Raw genomic sequence first — 21,403 nt, 5'->3', positions numbered from 1 at the left:
GTCCGGCGGATCAGGGCCGGGCGATCTGCGCGCGTACCCACGCCGGGTCCGGGTTGGTGTGGGGCTGTCCCGCCACGAAGACGGTGGGGACGGTCTCGTTGCCGTCGTTGACCGCCCGCACTGCGGCGGCGGCCTCGGGGTCCCGCCAGATGTCGACCCAGTGCAGCCGCCGGGCCTGCCGCCGCAGCCGGAACCGCAGCCGCAGACAGTACGTGCAGCCCGGCCGCCAGAAGACGATGGGCCGCCCGTCGGCCGCGCTGCGGCGCCGGGCCTCCGCCGCGCTGACCGACCTCGGGAAGACCAGGGGCGAGTTCAGGCCCGCGAGCAGCGCGAAGCCCACCAGAAGGACGACTCCCTCGCCGGTGCTCCCCCGGGCGATCAGTCCGGCGGCGATGGCCGCCCCGGAGGCGAGGAAGAGGATCGGCAGCAGCCAGGCACGCGTCATGGCGCCCCAGGTTACCGACGCGCCGGAACGGCCCGGACGCCGGGCCGCCGCAGCCGCCACCACCGGCGCGGACGCCCGTCCGGGTCGTCCCGTTCTGCGTCCGGCAGCGGCGGGTCCACGTACGTCCGTGCGGTGAGCTCCGCCGCCACTCCGACGCGGCCGGGGTGGACGCAGACCGGGGTCCGGGTGTCCACGGTGTACCGGAAGCCGTCCGCCGCGTCGAACGGCCAGTCGCGGCTGGGCCGGTCCGCGACGAGGAAGCCGGTGCGCGGCAGCCGCAGCGCGGGGCAGAACCAGCAGCACGGGTAGTCCGACTCCGGGTCGATGAAGGAGGCCCCGGCGGACGGTGCCTCGGTGAAGGAGGCCCCGGTTGGGGGTGCCTCGGCCTCGTCGTCCATAACCCCAGGAAGGTAGCGCACCGCGCCCGCGCCGCTCAGCCGGCGGTGGGCCGCCAGTCGTCCGGCCAGGGCACGGCACGGGCGGCGGCCCCCGGCACGCCGAGGCTGGCCCGGGCGCGGTCGACGTAGCGGTCGCGCGCCTGCCGGAACTGCCGGTACGCCTGGTCCCAGTCCTGCTCGGCCAAGGTCTCGACGCCCCGGGCCAGGGCCTCAAGGCGCCACAGGCAGTGGTCCACGGACTTGGACGCGGTGTTGGCCTCCGTGTCGCCGAGCAGGCCGAGCGTCTCGGAGAGTGCGGAGCGCAGCGATTCCAGCCGTCCGACCTCGGCCAGGACCTCGGGCGTCGCCTCCACGGGGACGGGGCCGGTCGTGAGTCCCCGGCCCGCGGCGAGCATCTGGTAGCGCGCGGCGAGTTCCTTGACCGCGTGCGCGTAATCGGCGTAGGCGGTGAGGCGGCGTTCGTCCCACCGCACGGACTGCTGCCTGCGCCATCTCGTACGCTCGTGGGCGCTGGTCACCAGGAACGAGGTGACGGCCCCCAGGGCGACGCCCGCGAGCGGCAGTATCTGTGCGGTCAGACTCACGAAGGCCCCCCGGTCGGTCGTGTAGCGCGGCGGGGAAACCCTATCGGCACCGCGCCGCCCGCTGAGCGGTGAGTAATGCCGTGCGGCGACCGGCCGCCTGCGGGAACACTGTGCCGATGAACTCCCTGCGTGCTCTCGCCCATGTCGCGGCGCTGTCCTCGGGCCCGGCGGCGGACCCGGCCCTGCGTGTGACCCTCAACTTCCACCCGGACCGTCTGCTGGACGGCAGGCCCCTGCTGGAGGCGATGGCCGAAACCGGTGTCTACTCCTCGCAGTTCGTGACCGGCACGAGCAACGGCGGTCTCACGGCCCATCCGGGCGGCGACCGGTGGCGCTGGGAGAGCAGGATCTTCGGCGGCGCCTACGACAGCGCCCCGGCCAGGGAGCGGCCGGTCTACGGGGCGTTGAACTTCCGGCGGTACGCGGTCGGTGGAGCGCCGAGGTTCGGCTCGGCGCATTTCCGGCTGGACGCCGGGGCGTTGAAGCGTACGACCTTCTGCTATCCGGACAGCTTCTTCGAGCCCACGGACTTCGGGGTCGCCGCGCGCATGGGCCTGATCGCCCTCGCGCGCGCCGACGAGCAGGACGTGCTGGACGACTACATCGAGGCGCAGGTGCACGGGCCGGTCCGCCCCGACGCCCATGTGGAGGCACTGGTCCTGGACCCCTGCTACCGGGGCACGGACGTGGAGGCGGCCGCCGGGCTGCTGGGCTGTGCGGTGGAGTGGCACCCCGGGTTCCGCCTGACGGTGGACGAGTTGCGCCGCCGTCCCGGTTACCGGGGGCAGGAGTACGTGGACCTGGGCGCGGCCATCGCCGTGGACGGTGTGCTCGACCCCCGTGCCGTCGGGGACGCGGCGCGCTCGGGGCGTTTCGAGCCGCAGGCGGTCAAGAAGGTGTGGCACTGTCTGGCACGCTTCGGCTTCGCGCACGTGGACCGGGGCGCGGCGGTCACCGGGGCGCCGTGCGAGCCGGTGCGGGCGGGAACGGACAGATGACCGGGGGGCCTGCCGTGCGGGGGCTGGGTGTCCACATCCGCAGGGCGGCCGCCCCGGCCATGGGGGACGTGTGCCCCGTAGCGGCGCTGTCAACGGTGGCGCGGGAATTCTTCTTCGGCCGAAAACGGTGGGAATGGTCTGCGTATGACGGGGAATCCGATGATCGTCGTGAGTGACACCCCTGCCCCGGCCACCCATCGGCTCGGGAGGGTCAGTTCAGTTGAGGAGAGGTTGGCTGTGCTGCTTCCCACGCCCGCAGACCTGCGTGCCGCACTGTCCCGCTACGCCGACGCGGTGATCGAGGACGAGCGCCGCTCCACCCCGGAGACCATCCGGCAGCGGGAGGACACCGCGTACACCCTGTGCGTCATGACGGGCGTCAGTGACGTGCGTGAGGCCCTGAGCACGGCTGACGCCCTGCTGAGCCGGGGTGCCGTCGCCACGGAGGTCGACCACTCGGGGGCCGTTCCCGTCTGAGGCGCGCCCCGTGCGAGGAGCCGGCCGCCGGCGTCCCGGAGATCCGGGGCGCCGGCGGCCGGTGTGACGGCCTGGAGCGTCAGGCCCCCGGGAGGAACAGGCAGAACGGGTGGCCGTGGGGGTCGCGCAGGACCCGTACGTCGTGCTGGGGCTGGAGCTCCTCCAGCTTCGCGCCCAGGGCGCACGCCCGCTGGGTCTCCGCCTCCAGGTCGTCCACCTCCAGATCCAGGTGCGCCTGCATCTGCTGGGTGCCCGGGAGTTGCGGCCACACCGGAGGGGTGTGGTCCGCTTCGAGCTGGAAGCTGAGGCTGGGGCGCTCCTGTCCGGGAGCCCTCAGCCGGACCCATTCCGGATCCCGTTCGGCCTCCTCCCAGCCCAGCAGGGCGCGGTAGAAATCGGCCAGGGCGGGGGGGTCGGGCGTACCGAGAACAAAGGCACCGAGCTTCGTCGTCATGTCCCTCACGTTGCCCCGACGCCCGCGCCCATGCATCCGGGGTGTGGGAGCCGGGCCGCCGGGTACCCGGGGTTCCTCCCGCCGCATACGAGGCCAAGTGGCCTGCCGCGGCCGACCCGATGGAGGACGCGGTACCGGATGACGTTGGTGCACGGCATATACGCGGCGGCGGGGGTCGGCATCCTGCTGGCCGCCGCCCTTCCCCCGCTGGTCCGCCGGCGGCCGTTCTCCCTTCCCATGGTGTTCCTGGTGGCGGGTGCGGCGATCGCCCTGCTGCCGCTCGGGGTGCCCGTCGTGGATCCCGTGCGGGACCGGGTGTGGGTCGAGCATGTGACGGAACTCTGCGTGATCGTCTCGCTGATGGGGGCCGGGCTCGCGATCGACCGGCCCTTCGCCTGGCGTGCCTGGGCGGGCGCCTGGCGGTTCCTGGGGCTTGTCCTGCCGCTCACCGTCGGCGCCGTGGCGCTGCTCGGCGTGTGGCTCGTGGGCTGGCCACCGGCGGTGGCCCTGCTGCTGGCCGGTGCGCTGGCGCCGACCGATCCGGTGCTGGCGGCCGAGGTGCGGGTCGGAGAGCCGATCAGCGGGGACGACGAGGAGGACGAGGAGGAGGTCCGGTTCACGCTCACCTCCGAGGCCGGTCTCAACGACGGGCTCGCGATGCCGTTCGTGCTGGCCGCCGTGGCACTGGCGGCGGCGGGCGGCGGCTGGTCGGCGGGGTGGATCGGCCACTGGCTGCTGGCCGATGTGCTGGTGCGGGCGGCGGTCGGAGTGGCCGCCGGGGTGGCCGTGGGACGGCTGCTCGGCCAGCTGTTCTTCCGCTCCCGGCACGCCCGTCTCTCGCAGCAGATGGAGGGGTTCACCGCGCTCGGGGCCACGTTCACCGCGTACGGGCTGACCGAGCTGCTCCACGGATACGGATTCCTCGCGGTGTTCGTCGCGGCGTGCACGATACGGGGCGCCGAACGCAGCCACGGCTACCACCAGGTACTGCACGGCTTCAGCGAACAGATCGAGCGTCTGCTGACCGCCGCGCTGCTGTTCCTGCTGGGCGGCTATCTGGTCGCCGACGGGCTGGCGGACCTGCCGTGGCAGGGGGCGCTCCTCGGTCTCGCGCTGATCCTGGTGATCCGCCCGGCCGCCGGCGCCGCCGCCCAGCTGGGCTTCCCGGCCGGGCCGCGCGAGCGGGCGGTCACGGCCCTGTTCGGCATCCGGGGCATCGGCTCGCTGTTCTACCTGGCGTACGCGCTCGGCGAAGGCCCCTTCACGCGGTACGCCGAGGAGCTGTGGGCGGTCACGGCGTTCACGGTCCTGGTCTCCGTACTCCTGCACGGCGCTACGGCGACCCCGGTGATCCGGCACCTGGACCGGCAGCGGGAGCGCGCCTACTGAGGCGCGCGGCCCGGGCGGACGGTCTCCACCATCTCGACCGGGTTGATGGGTTCCACCAGCTCCGCTGTCGCGGCAGCCACGAAGTGCGCGGGCGGCTCGCCGTCCAGCAGGGTGCGCGCGTAATTCGCGGCAGCCGAGGGCGACATGCCCGGCAGCTTCCGGCGCAGCATTCGCACCGCGTGCAGCCGTCCGTGCTCGGCGGCGGCCGCCCGTACGGCATCGTGGAGGTCGTCCACCGCCGTCCGTACGGGCAGTCCCCTGATGCGGCCGCGATAGTCGTCCTGCCATGCGCCGGACACCGCCAAGACGACGCCGATCCGGTGCAGGCCCCCGTCGACGCGGTCGACCAGGTACGGCCCGATGCCCAGAATCATGTCCCTGAAGGATTCGGTCCGCAGGTACTCCACGGACTGCCAGTGCACGATCCACACCAGCTCGTGTTCCTCGACGTCCGCCACGGCCACGGCCGGCTGTTCCACGCCCTTGGCCGGCCACGCGCGATGCTCGCGCTCCAATTGCTCCTCGACGAGGCGCACCGCCTCTTCCCGCTCGATCACACCCGGAGCCTCCCGTACGGCCGGGCGTGCCGTCTACTCCGTCCGCAGAGCCACTGCCGTACGGGCCCTGGCGGCCCAGCCCGCGGGCAGCAGGGCGCCCAGGGTGGCGATCACGAGGCCGCCGAGGACGAGCGGGAGCAGCCCGGCCGAGGGGTAGACCGCGAGGACGGAGTCGGGGAGGCGCAGTCCCACGCTCCCGCCCATCGCGGGGAGGACGCGGCGGTGCAGGGCCATGCCGAGCGGTACGCCGAGAGCGCCGGCCGCAAGGCCCGTGACGGCGACCGAGGTGAGAACCATGGCGACGGTCTGGCGGGGCGTCATACCGAGGGCCTTGTGGATGCCGATCTCCCGGACGCGCTCGCGGGTGTCCAGGAGCACCCCGTTGAGCACGCCGAGCCCGGCGACGGCGACGAGCATCAGGGTGAGGATCGCGGACAGGGCGTTGAGCGTGGCGACCATGTCGCCGCCCGCGCCGAGCCCGCCCGCCCTGGCCGTGGCGCCCAGCGGCTTCAGGGTCTTGTTGAGCGCGTCGACGTACGTGTGGACGTCGGTGCCGGACGCGACCGCGATGTGGTGGCTGGTCTCCGTCAGGTCCGGGTGGGCCGCCGTGAGCGTCGCGGCGTCCGTGAAGACCTGCATGCCGTCGTTGCGCGGGTCCAGGACCTCGCCGACGATCCGTACGGTGACGGGCGCGCCCAGGCCGCCCAGGGTGAGGGTGTCGCCGATGCGGGTGCCGGTGGCGGTGAGGAACGGGGACGGGACGGCGGCCTCGCCGGGCCGGGTGATCCAGCGGCCGGCGACCATGGTGTAGCCGCCCCAGGACGCGTCGCCGGTGAAGGCGACGACGTCGGTGGTGCCTGGGAGCCCGTCCACCGTGGCGCGGACCGTGGAGGCGCTGTAGTGCTTCCCGGTGCCCCGGGCCGCCTTGACGGCCGCCGCGACGGCCGCCGGGTCCGCCTCGGTGCGCTGCGCGGGGCGTTCGGCGCCCGGGGGCCCGAAGTCCGGCAGGGGCGCGGGCACGACGACGTCGGCGGCGTCGTGCGCCTTGGCCTTCATCACCTCGCCGAGCGAGGCGGCCATCCCCACGGTGAACGTGACGGCGACGGTGCCGAACAGGATCGCGGTGCCCATGGCCAGCGCGCGGGCGGGCCGGGCGAACGGCCGGACCAGGCCGAGCGCGACAGGCTGCGGCAGCGGCAGGCGTCCGGCGATGCGGGCCGCCCTCCGCCCGCGCGCGCCCGACGCGGTGCGGCCCACGGCGAGGGCGTCGACGGTGCGCAGCCGTCCCGCCCGCCAGGCGGCGGCCCACGCGGTCGCCGACACGAGGCCGAGCGCCCCGGCGACCACGGCCGCGTCGACCCAGGGCGCGACGGCCAGGGACGAGGTGCCGTACGCCTCTTCGGTCTCGGCCATCACGGGGACGGCGAGCAGGTGTCCCGCGACGATGCCGAGGACGGTCCCGGCGGTGGCGGGGATCAGCGCCTGGCCCACGTAGGCCCGGACGACCTGGGCGGGGGTGAAGCCGACGGCCTTGAGGATGCCGATGCGGCGTGTCCCCGTACCGACGGCCGAGGCGACGACGTTGCCGACGGTGAGGACCGACATGACGAGGCCCAGGGCGCCGAACGCGAAGAGGAAGGGGACGTACAGGGCGGTGTCCTGCTCGGCGTTCCTCCTGACGGTCAGCCAGGACTGTTCGCCGGTGGCGGCCCCGGCGGGCAGGGACGCCTTCACACTCCTGGCGCCCGCGGAGATCCGCGCGGCGGTGTCCGCCTCGGTGAAGCGGTAGAGCATCTGGTAGCCGCCGTCGCCGGGCTGGGTCAGGGCCGGCATCTGGGCGGGGACCACCCAGGCGTCGGAGGTGCCGGTGACCGAGCGGGCGACACCGACGACGGTCAGCGGGGGGTCGCCGGTCAGTCCGGTGAAACGGATGTCCTTGCCCAGGACGGGGAAGAGGGAGGAGCCGGCGGAGAGGACGATCTCGCCGGGGCGCACGGCCCAGCGGCCTTCGGTCAGGGCCACCCGGTCCACGCCGCCGCCCGGGTCCGCCCGGCCCGTCACGGTGAGGGGCCAGCCGGGACCGCTCGCGTCGGCGCGCGGGGTGACCGTCGCCATGCGGAAGGGACCCGCCGCCGCGCGTACGCCTTCGGTGTGCGCGGTCTCCGCCAGCCGCGCGGCGCTCACCTCGTCCGCGTCGAACCGCACGGACAGGTGGGCGCCGTGCTGCCGGGCGAACGCGTCCTCGAAGGGGGCGCCGGAGACCACGAGCAGCGCTCCGGCGAGTACGGACGCGGCCACGGCCATCATCGCGGCGAGTCCGATGACCAGCGTCTGCACGCGGCGGCGGGCCACTCCGGAGCGCACCACTCGGCCGAGGCCGCTCATCGGACGGCCTCCGGTGCGACGGCCTGCGACGGGAGGTTGGGGGTGATCCGGCCGTCGGCGATGCGGATGGTGCGGTGGGTGCAGGCGCGGGCGAGCGCCAGGTCGTGGGTGACGAGGACGACGGTCTGGCCCTCGGCGTTGAGCTCGGCGAGCAGCCCGCTGACGTCCTGTCCGGCGGCGGTGTCCAGGGCTCCGGTCGGCTCATCGGCCAGGAGCAGCGCCGGGCGGTTCATCAGGGCCCGGGCCACGGCGACGCGCTGGCGCTGGCCGCCGGAGAGACGGCCGGGGTACGAGCGGGCGTGGCGCTCGATGCCGAGCCGTCGGAGGAGTCCGTCCGCCCGGTGGGCCGCCTCGCCCCGGGACAGGCCCGCGAGGCGGGCGGGCAGGGTGACGTTGTCGGCGACGGTCAGGTCGTCCAGCAGGTTGAAGAACTGGAAGACCATGCCGATCCGGGCGCGCCGGTACAGCGCCGACGCGGCCTCGCCCAGTTGGTCGACGCGCACACCGTCGACGGTGACCGTGCCGGCGTCGGGGCGGTCGAGACCGGCGAGGAGGTTGAGGAGCGTCGACTTGCCGCTGCCGGAGGGGCCGAGGATCGCGACGGCCTCCCCCGGCAGCACGGTCAGTGACGCCTCGTGCAGGGCGGGCGGTCCGTCGTCGTAGCGACGGCTCACCTCGCGCAGCTCGATCAGCGGGGTGGTGCTCATGGCGGGCTCCTGGGTGATGTGCGGTCAGGTGGCGTGAACGCTAGGAGCGGACCGGCGCCGCGCGCGTCCGCCGCCCGGCCCCCTTCGCCGTCCGGCGCCGGGATGAGCGGCGCGCCCGTCGTCCTTGCGAGGTAGGCGGGCGGTGTACGCGCCGTCGCCGGAATGGGTACGGGGGCGGACTCCCCGGGGTCCGGGCCGCCGGGACAATGAAGCGGTGACGGATGTACGTACGAAGCTGGGCCGGTTGTGGGAGGACGCGGTCCGGGCGGGGGGCCCACCGCCGCGGCCCACCGCGCGTGCCCGGCAGTTCGACGTGCTGGTGGCGCTGGTCCTGGGCGTCGCCACCGTGTACTACGGCGTGGACAACGCGAACAACGTGGTGGTGCGGGTGGTCGGCGGCACGGCCTATGCCCTGGAACGCCCGTCCGGGACCGGTGGGATGGCCTTCATGGTGACGCTCGCGGCCGTGGCCTCGGGCGCCCTGGTGCTGCGCCGCCGCTTCCCGCTGGCCGTGCTGTGCGTGGTGACGGCCGCGACGCTGGCGACCCCGCAGAGCGTGATGCGCCTGACCTTCTACGCGTTCGTGATCGCGGTGTACAGCGCCGCCGTGTACAGCCCGCACCGGGTGGCGGCGCTCGTGGCGCTGCCGGTGTCGGTGGTGCTGGTCGGGACCTCCGGGAACTCGGTGACGCCGATCGTCCCCAACGAGTACATCGCGCTGCTGATCCTGATTCCGATGGCCGTGGCCGCCGTGGGTCTGCGGACCTGGAAGCTGCGGTCCGACGAGGGGCGGGCGCGGCTGTCCGTCCTGGAGCGCGAGCAGGAGGAGACGCTGCGCCGCGCCGTGGAGCAGGAACGGGCCAGGATCGCCCGCGAGTTGCACGACGTCGTCACGCACAACGTCAGCGTGATGATCATCCAGGCCGGTGCCGCCCGCACGATCATGAAGTCCTCGCCCGAGCTCGCCGGTGAGGCGCTGCTGGCCGTGGAGGCGGGCGGCCGGGCGGCGATGACCGAACTCCGCCACGTGGTGGGCCTGCTGACCGCGACCGCCGAGGACGGGGAGGCGGATTGCGGTGCGGTGGTCCCTCCGCCGCAGCCCGGACTCGACCAGCTGGAGGTGCTGGTGGGGCGGGTCCGGGACGCGGGGCTGCCGGTCGGCCTGACGGTGACGGGACGAGCCCGTCCGCTGCCGCCCGGGATCGAACTCGCCGCGTACCGGGTCGTCCAGGAGGCCCTGACGAACACGGTGAAGCACGCGTCCGGCGCGTCGGCGGCCGTGTCCGTCGCGTACGGGCCCCGCAGGCTGCGGGTGGAGGTCACCGACACCGGCGGGCGCCCGGGCGAGGGGGCCGGGAGCGGCCGGGGCCTGATCGGACTGCGTGAACGCCTGGCCGTGCACGACGGCACCCTGAGCACCGGGCCGCTGCCGGGCGGCGGATACCGTGTGGAGGCCCTGATCCCCCTGGAGACGCCGTGACCGAGCCGCCGCGTGTACTCATCGCCGACGACCAGACCCTGGTACGCACCGGCTTCCGGCTGATCCTCGGCGCGGACGGCATCGATGTCGTCGCCGAGGCCGTGAACGGGGCGGAGGCGGTCGACGCGGTGCGCCGCACCCGGCCGGACGTGGTGCTGATGGATGTCCGGATGCCGGAGATGGACGGCCTGGAGGCCACCCGGCGCATCCTCACCGGGGCCGCCGGGCAGCCCCGGGTCATCATCCTGACCACCTTCGACCTGGACCGCTATGTGTACGCGGCCCTGTCGGCCGGGGCCAGCGGCTTCCTGCTCAAGGACGTGACGCCCGAGCAGCTGACGGCGGCGGTGCGCACCGTCCGTACGGGTGACGCCCTCCTGGCCCCCGCCATCACCCGCCGCCTCGTGGAGCGGTTCACCCGGCGCGGCGGCGACACGGCCGCTCCGCACCGCGACCTCGCCGCGCTCACCCCGCGCGAACTGGAGGTCCTGGGCCTGCTCGCCCGGGGCCTGAGCAACGCGGAACTCGCGGCGCGCCTCCATCTGGCCGAGACGACCGTGAAGACGCACGTCGCCCGCATCCTCGCCAAGCTGGGCCTGCGCGACCGGGTGCAGGCGGTGATCGTCGCGTACGAGACGGGGCTGATCAGCGTGGGCGAACAGGACGGAGACGGGGACCGGGACGAGGGCCAGGACGGAGATCCGGCCTGATCCGAACGAGAGGCTTCAGTTCCAGGCGACGGCGACGTATTCCGGGATCAGCCCGGCTTCGGACACGATCACGCGGTCGAGGTAGTGGCGTTGCAGGTCCTCGGGGCCGCGGTCCTCGATCTCCGTGCCGAAGAGCGTGACCAGCTCGTCGTGGGTCAGGAAGGACGCCTCCTCGGGGACCGACCGGCTGCGGAACCAGTCGCGCTGATCGGCCAGCACCTGGCTGCCCGCGGACGCCGCGGGCCAGTAGCTGACCGCGCTGACGGCGCACGTGCCGAACGTCGCACCGAGGGTGGTCACCGCACGCGCGGTGCGCGCGGGCAGATAGAAGACCACCCCCTCGGCCACATAGGCCACGGGCCGCCCGTCGGCCCACTCGCGTACCAGCGAGGAGAGTTCCGCGCGTGCCGCCGCGTCGTTGAGGTCGAGCGGCAGGTGCCGCACGTCGCGCTCGGGCAGCACGCCCGCGGCCGTCAGCTCCGCCGCACGTTCCCGCTTGGCCTCGGCCATGGCGGGGAGGTCGGCCTCCAGCGCCGCCGCAAAGGGGAGGAGCCAGGGATACGAGGAGAATCCGGCGCCACAGCTCACGAGGACCGTGTCGGGGTCCTTGCGCAGCTGGGCGGCCAGGGTGTCGGCGATGTATCTGCCGCGCAGGGAGACGACCAGGTCGTCGTGTTCGTAGGTCACTTCGGCGTACTTGTTCCACAGCCCGCGTACGGCGGGCCGCTCCTGGTCGGGTATCCAGGCACCCGCGAACGGGTCCTGGGAGAGGTCGGGCCGCCGGACCCGGGACTCGTTGACGAGGTAGGCGGTCGCCTCGACTCCACTGTGCATGGCTGTGTACTCCCGGGGTCACGGAGGGCCTTGTCCCCGTGATCAAAGATCACCCCGTCACCCCAGACAACTAAGCACTGGTAAAGGGCATTTGACGATCCCTCATGTCCGGGACCGGCTCACACGCTCCCGCCGTACGGCGGCCCCTCAGGCCGTGTCCAGCATCGCCGGCCCCCAGGGAGCCGCACCCGAGCCCTCCGCCCAGGCCGCGAGCGCCGTGCCGTCCACGCAGCGGATGCCGCACGCCTCCGCGTACTCCAGTGCGGGTGCGGTGAACTCGCTGGTCGTCACTACGGCAGCGAGCTGCGCGCCGTGGACCGTCCAGCAGGTGCCGCCGAAGCGCTGGAGGTCCTGGGAGCCGACCTTGTGCTCGGGGCCGTACTGCTTGCACTGCACGACGACGCGGCGGCCGTCGGGGGCGGTCGCCAGGACATCGGCGCCCAAGTCACCCGCTCCGCCGACCACTTCGACCTCCTGGCAGCCGTCCCGCTCGCACAGCGCGGCCACCGCCTCCTCGAAGCCGTCCGGGTCGAGGGCCGAGAAGTCGGGGGTGGTGTACTCCGGGACGGGCGGCGGGAGCACGACGGTGAGCCCGTCGCGGGCGTCGGTGGGGGCATGCGGGACCTGCGCGGCGGGGACCGGTTCGGGGACGGGCTCCTCCCCGGGCGGCGGGATCATGCCCGCGCGGGCCGCCCGGCGCAGCTCACGGGCGCGGGGCATGGCCCGGAACAGGACGTAGAGCACGGGCAGGGCGAGGAGCGCCAGCAGCACGGCGGTGACCGGATGGGCACCGGCCCAGTGCGCGAAGCGGAGGAACAGCAGGATCGCCGCGCCGATCAGGGCACCGGCGAGGGCGAGGATGAGCAAGGGGCTCCGCACGGCGTCCGTGGCGCCGGGGCGGGGTGTGACGCCTCTCGTTCTGCGTATCGGCACCGGGCGTCTCCTTCGGCGGGTCGCGAATGTCATCGCCCGCCATGTGCCCCGAACAGCGCCGTCCATGATCAGCGAGCGGCGCCCGGCCTCAGGCCGGCCGGAACCGGTCGTGGATATCGGGGCGCCGCTCGAAGCCCGCCGACAGGTACGCGGCCACGCCCCCGGTGTTGGAGCTCGGTGTGCACACGAGGGCGCTCGACGCGCCGAGTTCCCGGAGCGCGGCGGCCGCGGCCAGGGTGATCGCCCTGCCGTGGCCCCGGCGGCGGCGGTCCCGGTGTACGCCCATCGGTTCGAGGAGCCCCGGCCTTCCCGGCCCGGCGGACCAGACCGTCACCGTCGCCACCGCGTCGCCCCGCTCGTCGCGTCCGAGCAGGCAGCGGGCGTCGGTGAACAGCGGCCCCGCGGCCATCGCGCGCCACCCGGCGTCCGTGAACCGCGAGCCCTGGAACGCCGAGCGGTGGACGGCCGCCACCTGGTGGGCCAGTCCGGGACCGGCGACCTCGACGGTCAGGTCCGGTGCGGGCACCGGCCCGGTCAGGTCGCGGCGCAGCGGCGTCCACGGCTCGTCGATGCCCCAGCCCCGCTCCCCCAGCACCTCCCGGACCAGCGCGTCCCGCGGTGCCTCGACGGCCGCCCGGCCCTCCGGCAGCACCCCGTGTGCGGGGAGGGCGATGTCGTCGGCCAGTCTTCGCGCGAGCTCCTCGTCCCGGCGGGCGTTCGGCGCGGTGGTCAGCCGGATCAGGCCGGGTCCGTCGAGCAGCCCGACGGCGAGTATCCGCCCGGCCCGGCTCCACGTCCTGACCGCTTCCGCGGTGGTCCGTGGGCCGGTCCGCCCGTACCAGCCGAGGTCGCCCGGGTGCAGCTGCATCGGGGCACCCTCGGCCTGCCAGCCCCGCAGCGCGTCCGCCGCCGCGCCGAGTCCCTCGGTGTCCGGTGTGCCGAGTGCGATCGTCATGCCCTCGATCCCACACCACCACACGGCCGGACCGCATCCGCTTTCCGGGACGCCGGGGCTGTGTTCCGTACGTCAGTCCCGCAGCACGCCCGCCAGTGCGGCGGGGAGTTCGCCGCAGTCGTACGTGTAGAGCCAGGCCATGGCCTTCTCGTAGAAGAAGCGGATGCCGACCGGCATCATCAGGTCCCGCGCCCAACGGCCGAGCGGGCCCGCCGTCTTGGAGTCTCGGTTGCCCGCCGCCCGGGCCATCCGCGCGAGCCGGTCGGTCCGAACGCGCCGCGTCGTACGCCGCGAGGGCCGCCGGTACGGAGGTCTCCGTGCCGAGCGCGCGAGCACGAGGGCGTCCTCCAGCGCCATCGACGCGCCCTGGCCGGCGCCCACGGGGTGGTCGGCGTCGCCGAGCAGCACCATGCGGTCGCTGTGACGGACCGTCACCGGGCCCAGGCTGTGGGTCGAAGTGGGGCGGTGCAGTGTCACGGTGGCGGCGAGGACGGCGGACGGCACCCGCTCGTGCCGGTGGAGACCGGCGAGATGGGTGAGCCATGCCTCGTCGCCGCGATCGAGATCCGGCTCCCCGGGGCTAGGTGTTCTGTCCTGGGAGGTTGTGGACGGGTGAGCCAGGTCTCGGCTGAGGGATCTTGAAGCAGGTGAGGGCCTTCCGGTTCGGTGTGGATTGCGATGTCAACACCTGACCGAAAGGCCCTCGTGCCCCACCGTAATGCACCCCTGACCGAGACTGGACGCCTGCGCCTGGCCCGCTGTGTGGTCGAGGAGGGCTGGCCGCTGCGCCGAGCCGCCGAACGCTTCCAGGTCTCACCAACCACAGCCCAGCGCTGGGCCGGCCGCTACCGGCACCTCGGTGAAGCGGGCATGACCGACCGCTCCTCGCGTCCTCGTCACAGTCCCGGGCGGACCCCGACCCGCACCGAGCGGCGCATCATCAAAGTTCGTGTCCTACGGCGCTGGGGCCCGGCCCGCATCGCCCACCACCTGCGACTGGTGCCCTCGACCGTGCACCGGGTCCTCACCCGGTTCGGGCTCGCCCGTCTAACCCATCTGGACCGTGCGACCGGCCGGAACATACGCCGCTACGAACGCGAGAAGCCCGGCGAACTGGTGCACGTGGACATCAAGAAGCTCGGCAACATCCCCGACGGCGGCGGCCACAAGGTGCTGGGCCGCCAGGCCGGCCGCAAGACCCGCAAGAGCGCCGGCTACAGCTACATCCACACCGCCGTCGACGACCACTCCCGCCTCGCCTACAGCGAGATCCACACCAACGAGAAGAAGGAGACCGCCACCGCCTTCTGGCAGCGGGCCCACGCCTACTTCACCAGCGCAGGCATCACCGTCGAACGCGTCCTGACCGACAACGGCTCCTGCTACAAGTCCCACACCTGGCGCGACACCCTGGCAGCGGCCGGGATCACCCACAAGCGAACCCGCCCCTACCGGCCGCAGACCAACGGCAAGGTCGAACGCCTCAACCGCACCCTGCTCGACGAGTGGGCCTACGCCCGCCCCTACCAATCAGAGCAGGAACGACGCGACGCGTTCCCCGGCTGGCTGCACACCTACAATCACCACCGCGGACACACCGCGCTCGCAGGCAAGCCACCCGCCAGCCGCGTCCCCAACCTCACAGGGCAATACAGCTAGGGCCTGCCGTCCGGTGCCGCGAGGTGGAGGAAGGCGCCGTTGCGGGCGAACGTCATGTGGAAGACGCCGGGTTCGACAGGCACGCCTTCGGAGACGCCGGAGATGCTGTACAGACCGGCGTACGCGGGAACGGGCGCGTCCGGGTCGAGCGGGGTGCGGGTCACCGAGTGGATGCCGTCCGCGCCGACGAGCAGGGACGCCTCGGCCGTGCGGCCGCTCGCGAACACCGCGCGTACCCCGGTGTCCGTCGCGGCGGCGTCCACCAGGCGTTCACCCGTGACGAGGTGCGCCCCGGCGGTCAGCGCCTCGGTGCGCAGCGTCTCGACCAGGGCGCCGCGCATCAGCGTGACGCTGTGCAGGCCGTCGCCGCCGAGCCGGCCCCTCGGTACGTCCCCGAGCAGCTTGCCCGACCCGGCCCACATGCGCTGGCGCGGCACGTCGAAGCCCGCGCGCCGCACCTGTTCCAGGACGCCGAGGGCGCGCAGCACCCGTAGCCCGTTGGACGCGAGGCTGAGGAAAGAGCCCACCCGGCCCGCCGGTTCGGCGTACGCCTCGTAGACCGTGACCTCCGCGCCGAGCCGCCGTAACGCGATGGCACTCGCCAGTCCGGCCACTCCCCCGCCGACGATGACGTTCACATCAGCCCCCTGAATCCATATTCAGTGAATCTCAATTCATCGAACTCCGGTTCACTATGATGGGCACCCGATGGCACGTCAAGCGCGACAAGGAGCCACCGTCCGATGGGCGTTCGCAAGGAGAAGGCCGCCGAGACCGGGGCGGCGCTGAAGGAGGCGGCGCGCCGGCTGTTCGCCGAGCGGGGCTACCTCGATACGAAGATCACCGACATCACGCGTGAGGCCGGGCGCGCAACCGGCTCCTTCTACGCGCACTTCGCGGACAAGGAAGACCTGCTCAAGGCGTTGGTGGGCGATCTGAACGCGCAGTTGCACGCGGAGATGGGCGCGCAGGAGCACCCGGCCGACCACGACCTGACCGACCCGGAGCAGCTGCGCGCGCACCTGGCGGTCACCTGGCGGGTCATCCGCGACCATCTCCCGGTGATCGTGGCGATGATGCAGACCACCTTCGCGGGGCCGCCGCGCGAGGGGCGCGCCTGGGCGAGCCTGGCCGGGGACACGGGCATCTTCCGCGAGCACCTGGCCTGGCTGCGCGACCGGGGGCACCGTCTTCCGGGCGATCCGGCCGTGGTGGCCGCCGCCACGGGCGCGATGGTCTCGCAGCTCGCGTTCGCGGTGACGACGGCGGGGCCCGGGCGGCCGGAGGTCTCCGACGAGGAGATCATCGACACGCTGACCCGGCTGCTGCTGCACGGACTGGCCGGACCCGCGTCCGCGACGCCGGGTCCGGCCTGAGGGATGCCGCTGGAGGTGTTACGAGGTCTGGGACAGGGGCTTGGCGATGTCCTCCAGGGAGCGCTGCTCCGCGTCGACCGCGAGGAAGGCGGCGACCAGGCCCGCCGCGCACATCAGGCCCGCGCCGATGGAGAACGCGAGGGCGGTGTCGCCGGGGACGCCCGACTCGGTGAGGTCGGCGAAGATCAGGGGGCCGCTGATCCCGCCGGCCGCGGTGCCGATCGCGTAGAAGAAGGCGATGGCCATCGCGCGGGTCTCCATGGGGAAGACCTCGGAGACCGTGAGGTACGCGCTGCTGGCGCCGGCCGACGCGAAGAACAGCACCACGCACCAGCACGCGGTGAGGGTGTTGGCGGTCAGCGAGCCCCGGTCGAACAGCCAGGCCGTGATGAACAGCAGGATGCCCGGCAGGATGTAGGTGCCGGCGATCATGATGCGCCGGCCGATGGTGTCGAACAGCTTGCCCAGGACGAGCGGGCCGATGAAGTTGCCCGCCGCGATCACCGCGAAGTAGTAGCCGGTGTGCCCGCTCTCCACGTCGTAGAACGTGGTGAGGATCGCGCCGAACCCGAAGGTGATCGCGTTGTAGAGGAAGGCCTGCCCGATGAAGAGGGAGAGGCCGAGCACCGCGCGCTTGGGGTAGCTGTGGAAGACGGTCCTGGCGATGAGCCCGAAGCCGATGCTCTTGCGCTGGTGGATCGTGATCTCTCCGGCCGGCGGCGGCAGCTTCTCGTGCTTCTCCGCCTCGACCTCCCGCTCGACGGAGTCGACCAGTTCGTCGGCCTCCTCGCCGTGCCCGTGGATGAACTGCCATCGCGGACTCTCCGGGACGTGCCGGCGTACGAGGAGGATCACCAGGCCCAGGACGACCCCGAGCGCGAAGGTGAGGCGCCAGCCGAGGTCCTTGGGGAAGATGCTCGTGTCCAGCATCACGATGGACAGCAGCGCACCGCCGACCGCGCCCAGCCAGTAGCTGCCGTTGATGATGAGGTCGACCCGGCCCCGGTACTTCGAGGGGATGAGCTCGTCGATGGCCGAGTTGATCGCCGCGTACTCGCCGCCGATGCCGAAGCCGGTGAGGAAGCGGAAGAGGAAGAACCACCAGGCGCTGAAGGACAGGGCGGTCATGGCGGTGGCGGCGAGGTAGACCGCGAGCGTCACCATGAACAGCTTCTTGCGGCCGTAGCGGTCGGTGAGCCAGCCGAAGAACAGCGCCCCCGTACAGGCACCGGCCACATAGAGGGCCGCGGCGAGTCCGGTGACCTGCGCGGACGTGATGTCGAGACCCGACCCGTCCTCCGAGAGCCGGCTCGCGATGTTGCCGACCGTCGTGACTTCGAGGCCGTCGAGAATCCATACGGTGCCGAGGCCGATGACGATCATCCAGTGCCAGCGCGACCACGGCAGCCGGTCGAGTCTGGCCGGTACGGCGGTGGTGACGGTGCCGACTCCGGAGTCGCCGGGCGCCGCCGCCTCATCGCGCTGATCGCGCCCTCGGCCCCCTCCCCTGGGTGGGCGATGTTCCCTGTCTCCAGGTCCCTCCGATGCGGCGGGGGTCGTCACGGCAGCTACCTCCTCGTCCGGGCTGGCGCGTCCTGCGGAGCCGCAGAGCATCCAATATCCGCCAGTTGCCCCGGCGCCGCCGCCGCACACGCGGCGACTGAGCCACATGGGCCCCGCGCACAGCCCGCTGACGGCGTGTCGGGAGACGCGCCACCCATTCGCGGGAGGCGCGGGAATAGTGCGCGCCGGGCGCTGTTGTCCCCGGCATGACTTCTGAGAAGCGTGAGACGTTCGGCCGGATCGGCATCTGGAACGGAGCCCTGCACTCCTCCCGGGTGGACGCCGACGGCAGGAAGGCGATCGCGGAGGCGGCCGCCGAGATCGAGGCGCTGGGTTACGGGACGCTGTGGCTCGGCGGCAGCCCCTCGCCCGACGACGCCGCCGAGATCGTCGCCGCCACCCGGACCATCACCGTCGCGACCGGCATCCTGAGCATCTGGGACCACACCGCCGAGGAGGTGGCCGCCCGCATCGCCGCGATCGACGCGAGTGCCCGCGGCCGCTTCGTCCTCGGCCTGGGGGTCAGCCACGACGCGCTGGCCCCGCAGTACGCGAAGCCGTACAGCGCGATGGTGGCCTACCTCGACGCACTGGACGCCGCCGACCCGTCCGTCGGCCCCCGGCACCGGGTGCTGGCGGCGCTGGGCCCGAAGATGCTCAAGCTGGCGTCCGACCGGGCGCTGGGCGCGCACCCCTACCTCGTCTCCGCCGCGCACACGGCGGAGGCGCGGCAGGCGCTCGGCCCTGACGCGCTGCTGGCGCCCGAGCTGTCCGTGGTGCTCGACACCGATCTCGACCGGGCCCGCGACACGGCGCGCGGGATGCTGGCGATGTACCTCAAGCTGCCCAACTACACCGGCAACCTGCTGCGCCTCGGCTTCACGGAGGGCGACTTCGACGGCGGGGGCAGCGCGCGACTGCTGGACGCCCTCTTCGCGCTGGGCGACGCCGAGCGGGTGAAGGCGCGGACGCGCGAGTACGTGGACGCGGGCGCGGACCACGTGGCCCTCCAGGTGGTCACGGCGGAGGGCGGCAGGACGGGGCTGCCGCTGGCGGAGTACCGCGAGCTGGCCGACGCGTTCGGCGACGAGCTGTAACCGGGAGTGCCCGAGCCCCGGTCCGCGAGCGCGCGGGCCGGGGCTCTTGCATGGGCGGAGCCGTCCTCGTACATTATGAACATGTTCGGTGAACACGTTCACTCAACCCGGGCGGAGCAGAAGCGGCGGACCGCCGCCCGTATCGTCCGGGCCGCCGCCGAGCTCTTCCGCGAGCGGGGTTTCCAGAGCACGACGGTGCGTCAGATCGCCGCGGAGGCCGGTGTTTCGGTGGGCGCGGTGATGGCGGTCGGGGACAAGGAGTCGCTGCTGAGCCTGGTGTACGACCAGGCCATCGCGGACCGGATCCCGGCCCCTCCCGCACCGGCGGAGACGGGGGCCGCGCCGCCCGCCGCCGACTATCTGGCGCACTACTTCGACCCGTTCCTGGCCCTGTTCGCCGAGAACGACGAGCTGGCCCGCGCGTACTTCCGGACGCTGGCCCGGGGCAGGCCGGAGAACGCCGCCCTGGGCGCACTCCGCGCGCTCTCCGAGGACAACCTGAGGGCCGCGATGGTGAACGACGGGATGGACGAGGCGCGCGCCCGGCTCGGGGCGCAGGTGATGTTCGCCGGCTATCTCGGCGAACTGATGCTGCTCGCGGCCGGAACGACCGAACCACAGCAGACGGCGGCGAGGCTCAGGACCATCGCCGCCTTCGTCACCGCGCAGGAAGGGAACTGACCCATGTCGCTCCTCGAACTCCCCTCCCCCGCCTGGCCGGTGGTGGTCCTGCTGGTCATCCAGGCCGGTGACGCGGCGATGATGCTGCGCCCGCCGAAGTTCATCGTGGACTGCCTGGAGGGCGTCCTGCTGCCCCGCGAGTGGTGGTGGGTGCTGACCACCGCCAAGACCGCCTCGGTCGTGGGTCTCGTCGTCGGCTTCTGGGTGCCCGGTGTGGCCATGACGACGACCGCGGCGATCGTGGTCTACTTCCTCGCGGCCGCCGCCGCACACATCCGCGCCCGGGCGCTGAACATGACGTTCTGGGTGAACTGCCTGGGCATGCTGGTGGTTTCACTGGCGGTGCTGGTGGGGTGCTTCGTACGGGTGTGATCCGGCCCGTCGCCGCGGTGCGCGTGTGCGCCGCGGCGACGGGCCCGCCGGTCAGCTGGTGTAGTCGGCGTTGACGCGGATGTAGCCGGCGGACAAGTCGCAGCCGTACACGGTCGCTTCGCCCTCACCGATGCCGAGCGTGACGGCGATGTCCACCTCGTTCCGGCGCATGAGCTCCACGAGCTTGCCCAGGGTGTCCGCCTCGGGCTCGTCGGGATACACCTCGGTGTCACCGAACCTCACGGTGACGCGGTCCGGGACGATGTCGGTGTCGTCGGTGTTCTTGCCGATGGCCATGAGCACGCGCCCCCAGTTGGGGTCCGCGCCGTGGACGGCGGTCTTGACCAGGGGCGAGTTCACCACGCTCTTGGCGACGCGCTTGGCCTGGGCGCGGTCGCGGGCGCCGCCCACGGTGACGCGCAGGAGCTTGGTGGCGCCCTCGCCGTCGCTCGCCAGTTGCAGGGTGAGATCCAGACAGAGATCGGCCAGTGCCTCGGCGAACAGCGCGGGGTCGACCGGTCCGGCGGCCCCGTTGGCGATGACGGCCACGGTGTCGGAGGTGGAGGTGTCGGTGTCGACGCTCAGACAGTTGAACGTACGGTCCACGGCTCCGCGCAGCGCGGCGTCCAGGTCGGCCGGTGACAGCGCGGCGTCGGTGAACACGTAGGCCAGCATTGTGGCCATGTCGGGCTCCAGCATGCCGACGCCCTTGGCCACGGCCACGATGCGCGCCCGTCCGACGGTGCGGGACGCGGTCTTGGGGCGGGTGTCGGTGGTCATCATGGCGCGGGCCACGTCCTGGGGGGCGGCCGTGAACGCGGCGAGGCCCTGCTCGGCGGTCCGGTCGAAGTGCGGAAGGATGGTGGACATCGGCAGGGGGCGTCCGATGACCCCCGTGGAGCCGATGAGCACTTCCCCTTCGGCGACTCCGAGGATTCCGGCCACGCGCCTGACGACCTCGGCGGCGTTCTCCTCGCCCCGGCGCCCGGTCGCGACGTTGGCGTTCTGCGCCAGGGTGGTCACGGCACGGAGGTTGCGCCCCGCCGCGTGCCGTCGGCTGAGCAGCACGGCCGGACCGGCGAAAAGGCTCTGCGTGAACACGGCGGCACTGGTCGCCGGCCGGTCCGAGGCGACGATCGAGATGTCGTCCCCGACGTCGCGCAACCCGCCATGGCCGGTGTACCCGCGAAAGCCGGTGGGCCAGGTCAGTTGGTCATTCACCTGAGATGCATGATCATGCGTCATGTGGCATATCTTTGCAGCGCGGAGGGTCGCGCGTCCACCCCCTTTCACGGCCGGGCAACCCCCACACCCCTCCACGAGTCCTCTCCTGCGAGCCGAAGCATGCA

General features: G+C 72.9%; 24 protein-coding genes. 10 read left to right on the top strand and 14 right to left on the bottom strand.

Translation table 11 applies throughout. From position 1 onward, the window contains the following. Positions 1 to 10: 10 nt before the first annotated feature. From OHS17_RS31975 to OHS17_RS31965, 3 genes are read right to left on the bottom strand one after another with little or no spacing between them, the layout of a single operon-like run. Complete coding sequence (locus OHS17_RS31975; protein WP_330315009.1) at positions 11 to 445, bottom strand: glutaredoxin domain-containing protein; 435 nt, start codon at positions 443 to 445, stop codon at positions 11 to 13. Positions 446 to 456: 11 nt separating this feature from the next. Then, complete coding sequence (locus OHS17_RS31970; RefSeq protein ID WP_330315008.1) at positions 457 to 843, bottom strand: hypothetical protein; 387 nt, start codon at positions 841 to 843, stop codon at positions 457 to 459. A gap of 35 nt (positions 844 to 878) precedes the next feature. Beyond that, positions 879 to 1,427 carry a hypothetical protein gene (locus tag OHS17_RS31965; protein ID WP_330315007.1) on the bottom strand — a complete coding sequence of 183 codons (549 nt, stop codon included), beginning with the start codon at positions 1,425 to 1,427 and terminating at the stop codon, positions 879 to 881. Positions 1,428 to 1,543: 116 nt separating this feature from the next. Here OHS17_RS31965 and OHS17_RS31960 point away from each other — a divergent pair, with 116 nt between their 5' ends. After that, complete coding sequence (locus tag OHS17_RS31960) at positions 1,544 to 2,425, top strand: DUF3626 domain-containing protein (protein WP_330315006.1); 882 nt, start codon at positions 1,544 to 1,546, stop codon at positions 2,423 to 2,425. 237 nt (positions 2,426 to 2,662) lie between these two features. Beyond that, positions 2,663 to 2,902: a DUF5133 domain-containing protein gene (locus OHS17_RS31955; RefSeq protein ID WP_330315005.1), complete on the top strand. Its 240-nt coding sequence runs from the start codon at positions 2,663 to 2,665 to the stop codon at positions 2,900 to 2,902. Between the two features lie 79 nt (positions 2,903 to 2,981). Here OHS17_RS31955 and OHS17_RS31950 read toward each other — a convergent pair whose 3' ends face one another. Then, positions 2,982 to 3,356, bottom strand: a complete 375-nt coding sequence (locus tag OHS17_RS31950) for a VOC family protein (protein WP_330315004.1) — start codon at positions 3,354 to 3,356, stop codon at positions 2,982 to 2,984. Positions 3,357 to 3,494: 138 nt separating this feature from the next. Here OHS17_RS31950 and OHS17_RS31945 point away from each other — a divergent pair, with 138 nt between their 5' ends. Then, positions 3,495 to 4,745: a cation:proton antiporter domain-containing protein gene (locus OHS17_RS31945; protein WP_330315003.1), complete on the top strand. Its 1,251-nt coding sequence runs from the start codon at positions 3,495 to 3,497 to the stop codon at positions 4,743 to 4,745. Here OHS17_RS31945 and OHS17_RS31940 read toward each other — a convergent pair. From OHS17_RS31940 to OHS17_RS31930, 3 genes are read right to left on the bottom strand one after another with little or no spacing between them, the layout of a single operon-like run. Next, the gene (locus OHS17_RS31940) at positions 4,739 to 5,302 is read right to left on the bottom strand and encodes a YrhB domain-containing protein (RefSeq protein WP_330315002.1); all 564 of its coding nucleotides are present in this window, start codon (positions 5,300 to 5,302) and stop codon (positions 4,739 to 4,741) included. The two genes, OHS17_RS31945 and OHS17_RS31940, sit on opposite strands and share 7 nt — an antisense overlap. Before the next feature lie 33 nt (positions 5,303 to 5,335). Then, the gene (locus OHS17_RS31935) at positions 5,336 to 7,687 is read right to left on the bottom strand and encodes an ABC transporter permease (RefSeq protein WP_330315001.1); all 2,352 of its coding nucleotides are present in this window, start codon (positions 7,685 to 7,687) and stop codon (positions 5,336 to 5,338) included. Then, complete coding sequence (locus OHS17_RS31930; protein ID WP_330315000.1) at positions 7,684 to 8,394, bottom strand: ABC transporter ATP-binding protein; 711 nt, start codon at positions 8,392 to 8,394, stop codon at positions 7,684 to 7,686. The genes OHS17_RS31935 and OHS17_RS31930 overlap by 4 nt, the downstream gene beginning before the upstream one ends. A 214-nt stretch (positions 8,395 to 8,608) precedes the next feature. Between OHS17_RS31930 and OHS17_RS31925 the strand changes: the two genes are divergently transcribed. Both OHS17_RS31925 and OHS17_RS31920 read left to right on the top strand, forming a co-directional pair. After that, a complete protein-coding gene (locus OHS17_RS31925) occupies positions 8,609 to 9,874 on the top strand; it encodes a sensor histidine kinase (RefSeq protein WP_330314999.1) in 1,266 nt (421 codons plus the stop codon). Further along, entirely contained in the window at positions 9,871 to 10,584 is a 714-nt protein-coding gene (locus OHS17_RS31920) for a response regulator transcription factor (protein WP_330314998.1), read from the top strand. Before OHS17_RS31925 ends, OHS17_RS31920 begins: the two co-directional genes overlap by 4 nt. 15 nt (positions 10,585 to 10,599) lie before the next feature. Here OHS17_RS31920 and OHS17_RS31915 read toward each other — a convergent pair whose 3' ends face one another. From OHS17_RS31915 to OHS17_RS31900, 4 genes are all read right to left on the bottom strand, one after another. Then, positions 10,600 to 11,418: a class I SAM-dependent methyltransferase gene (locus tag OHS17_RS31915; RefSeq protein ID WP_330314997.1), complete on the bottom strand. Its 819-nt coding sequence runs from the start codon at positions 11,416 to 11,418 to the stop codon at positions 10,600 to 10,602. 147 nt (positions 11,419 to 11,565) lie between these two features. Further along, the gene (locus OHS17_RS31910; RefSeq protein ID WP_330314996.1) at positions 11,566 to 12,351 is read right to left on the bottom strand and encodes a restriction endonuclease; all 786 of its coding nucleotides are present in this window, start codon (positions 12,349 to 12,351) and stop codon (positions 11,566 to 11,568) included. 88 nt (positions 12,352 to 12,439) lie between these two features. Continuing rightward, complete coding sequence (locus OHS17_RS31905; protein ID WP_330314995.1) at positions 12,440 to 13,306, bottom strand: GNAT family N-acetyltransferase; 867 nt, start codon at positions 13,304 to 13,306, stop codon at positions 12,440 to 12,442. 72 nt (positions 13,307 to 13,378) lie between these two features. Next, positions 13,379 to 13,741 carry a hypothetical protein gene (locus OHS17_RS31900; protein ID WP_330314994.1) on the bottom strand — a complete coding sequence of 121 codons (363 nt, stop codon included), beginning with the start codon at positions 13,739 to 13,741 and terminating at the stop codon, positions 13,379 to 13,381. 270 nt (positions 13,742 to 14,011) lie between these two features. Between OHS17_RS31900 and OHS17_RS31895 the strand changes: the two genes are divergently transcribed. Beyond that, positions 14,012 to 14,965 (top strand): IS481 family transposase, encoded by a 954-nt coding sequence (locus OHS17_RS31895; protein WP_330311593.1) that lies wholly within the window; start codon positions 14,012 to 14,014, stop codon positions 14,963 to 14,965. Here the strand turns inward: OHS17_RS31895 and OHS17_RS31890 are convergent. Then, positions 14,962 to 15,603, bottom strand: coding sequence for an FAD-dependent monooxygenase (locus tag OHS17_RS31890; protein WP_330314993.1), 642 nt, complete (start codon positions 15,601 to 15,603; stop codon positions 14,962 to 14,964). The genes OHS17_RS31895 and OHS17_RS31890 overlap by 4 nt on opposite strands. 105 nt (positions 15,604 to 15,708) lie before the next feature. On the opposite strand from OHS17_RS31890, the gene OHS17_RS31885 reads away from it, so the two are divergent. Continuing rightward, entirely contained in the window at positions 15,709 to 16,341 is a 633-nt protein-coding gene (locus OHS17_RS31885; protein WP_330314992.1) for a TetR/AcrR family transcriptional regulator, read from the top strand. Between the two features lie 18 nt (positions 16,342 to 16,359). On the opposite strand, the gene OHS17_RS31880 is transcribed toward OHS17_RS31885, so the two are convergent. Beyond that, positions 16,360 to 17,904, bottom strand: coding sequence for an MFS transporter (locus OHS17_RS31880; protein WP_330314991.1), 1,545 nt, complete (start codon positions 17,902 to 17,904; stop codon positions 16,360 to 16,362). 206 nt (positions 17,905 to 18,110) lie between these two features. Here OHS17_RS31880 and OHS17_RS31875 point away from each other — a divergent pair, with 206 nt between their 5' ends. The 3 genes from OHS17_RS31875 (at position 18,111) to OHS17_RS31865 (ending at position 20,054) form a co-directional block, all read left to right on the top strand. Further along, positions 18,111 to 19,001, top strand: a complete 891-nt coding sequence (locus tag OHS17_RS31875) for a TIGR03620 family F420-dependent LLM class oxidoreductase (protein WP_330314990.1) — start codon at positions 18,111 to 18,113, stop codon at positions 18,999 to 19,001. A gap of 81 nt (positions 19,002 to 19,082) precedes the next feature. Continuing rightward, entirely contained in the window at positions 19,083 to 19,682 is a 600-nt protein-coding gene (locus OHS17_RS31870) for a TetR/AcrR family transcriptional regulator (protein WP_330314989.1), read from the top strand. 3 nt (positions 19,683 to 19,685) lie between these two features. Next, a complete protein-coding gene (locus tag OHS17_RS31865; protein WP_330314988.1) occupies positions 19,686 to 20,054 on the top strand; it encodes a DoxX family protein in 369 nt (122 codons plus the stop codon). A 51-nt stretch (positions 20,055 to 20,105) separates the two neighbouring features. Here OHS17_RS31865 and argJ read toward each other — a convergent pair whose 3' ends face one another. Then, entirely contained in the window at positions 20,106 to 21,299 is a 1,194-nt protein-coding gene (gene argJ, locus OHS17_RS31860; protein WP_330314987.1) for a bifunctional glutamate N-acetyltransferase/amino-acid acetyltransferase ArgJ, read from the bottom strand. Positions 21,300 to 21,403: the final 104 nt, after the last annotated feature.

This window comes from Streptomyces sp. NBC_00523, from assembly GCF_036346615.1.
GTDB lineage: Bacteria > Actinomycetota > Actinomycetes > Streptomycetales > Streptomycetaceae > Streptomyces.
Note: the sequence above shows the minus strand (reverse complement) of the source record. Positions and strands in the feature narration are given on the sequence as shown.

What these genes read in the sequence shown, in the direction of transcription:
- OHS17_RS31885 (WP_330314992.1), top strand. Translation starts at nt 15,709, where the DNA reads ATGGGCGTTCGCAAGGAGAAGGCCGCCGAGACCGGGGCGGCGCTGAAG.
- OHS17_RS31870 (WP_330314989.1), top strand. Translation starts at nt 19,083, where the DNA reads ATGTTCGGTGAACACGTTCACTCAACCCGGGCGGAGCAGAAGCGGCGG.
- OHS17_RS31945 (WP_330315003.1), top strand. Translation starts at nt 3,495, where the DNA reads ATGACGTTGGTGCACGGCATATACGCGGCGGCGGGGGTCGGCATCCTG.
- OHS17_RS31935 (WP_330315001.1), bottom strand. Translation starts at nt 7,687, where the DNA reads ATGAGCGGCCTCGGCCGAGTGGTGCGCTCCGGAGTGGCCCGCCGCCGC.
- OHS17_RS31930 (WP_330315000.1), bottom strand. Translation starts at nt 8,394, where the DNA reads ATGAGCACCACCCCGCTGATCGAGCTGCGCGAGGTGAGCCGTCGCTAC.
- OHS17_RS31875 (WP_330314990.1), top strand. Translation starts at nt 18,111, where the DNA reads ATGACTTCTGAGAAGCGTGAGACGTTCGGCCGGATCGGCATCTGGAAC.
- OHS17_RS31915 (WP_330314997.1), bottom strand. Translation starts at nt 11,418, where the DNA reads ATGCACAGTGGAGTCGAGGCGACCGCCTACCTCGTCAACGAGTCCCGG.
- OHS17_RS31865 (WP_330314988.1), top strand. Translation starts at nt 19,686, where the DNA reads ATGTCGCTCCTCGAACTCCCCTCCCCCGCCTGGCCGGTGGTGGTCCTG.
- OHS17_RS31975 (WP_330315009.1), bottom strand. Translation starts at nt 445, where the DNA reads ATGACGCGTGCCTGGCTGCTGCCGATCCTCTTCCTCGCCTCCGGGGCG.
- argJ (WP_330314987.1), bottom strand. Translation starts at nt 21,299, where the DNA reads ATGACGCATGATCATGCATCTCAGGTGAATGACCAACTGACCTGGCCC.
- OHS17_RS31970 (WP_330315008.1), bottom strand. Translation starts at nt 843, where the DNA reads ATGGACGACGAGGCCGAGGCACCCCCAACCGGGGCCTCCTTCACCGAG.
- OHS17_RS31905 (WP_330314995.1), bottom strand. Translation starts at nt 13,306, where the DNA reads ATGACGATCGCACTCGGCACACCGGACACCGAGGGACTCGGCGCGGCG.
- OHS17_RS31960 (WP_330315006.1), top strand. Translation starts at nt 1,544, where the DNA reads ATGAACTCCCTGCGTGCTCTCGCCCATGTCGCGGCGCTGTCCTCGGGC.
- OHS17_RS31950 (WP_330315004.1), bottom strand. Translation starts at nt 3,356, where the DNA reads ATGACGACGAAGCTCGGTGCCTTTGTTCTCGGTACGCCCGACCCCCCC.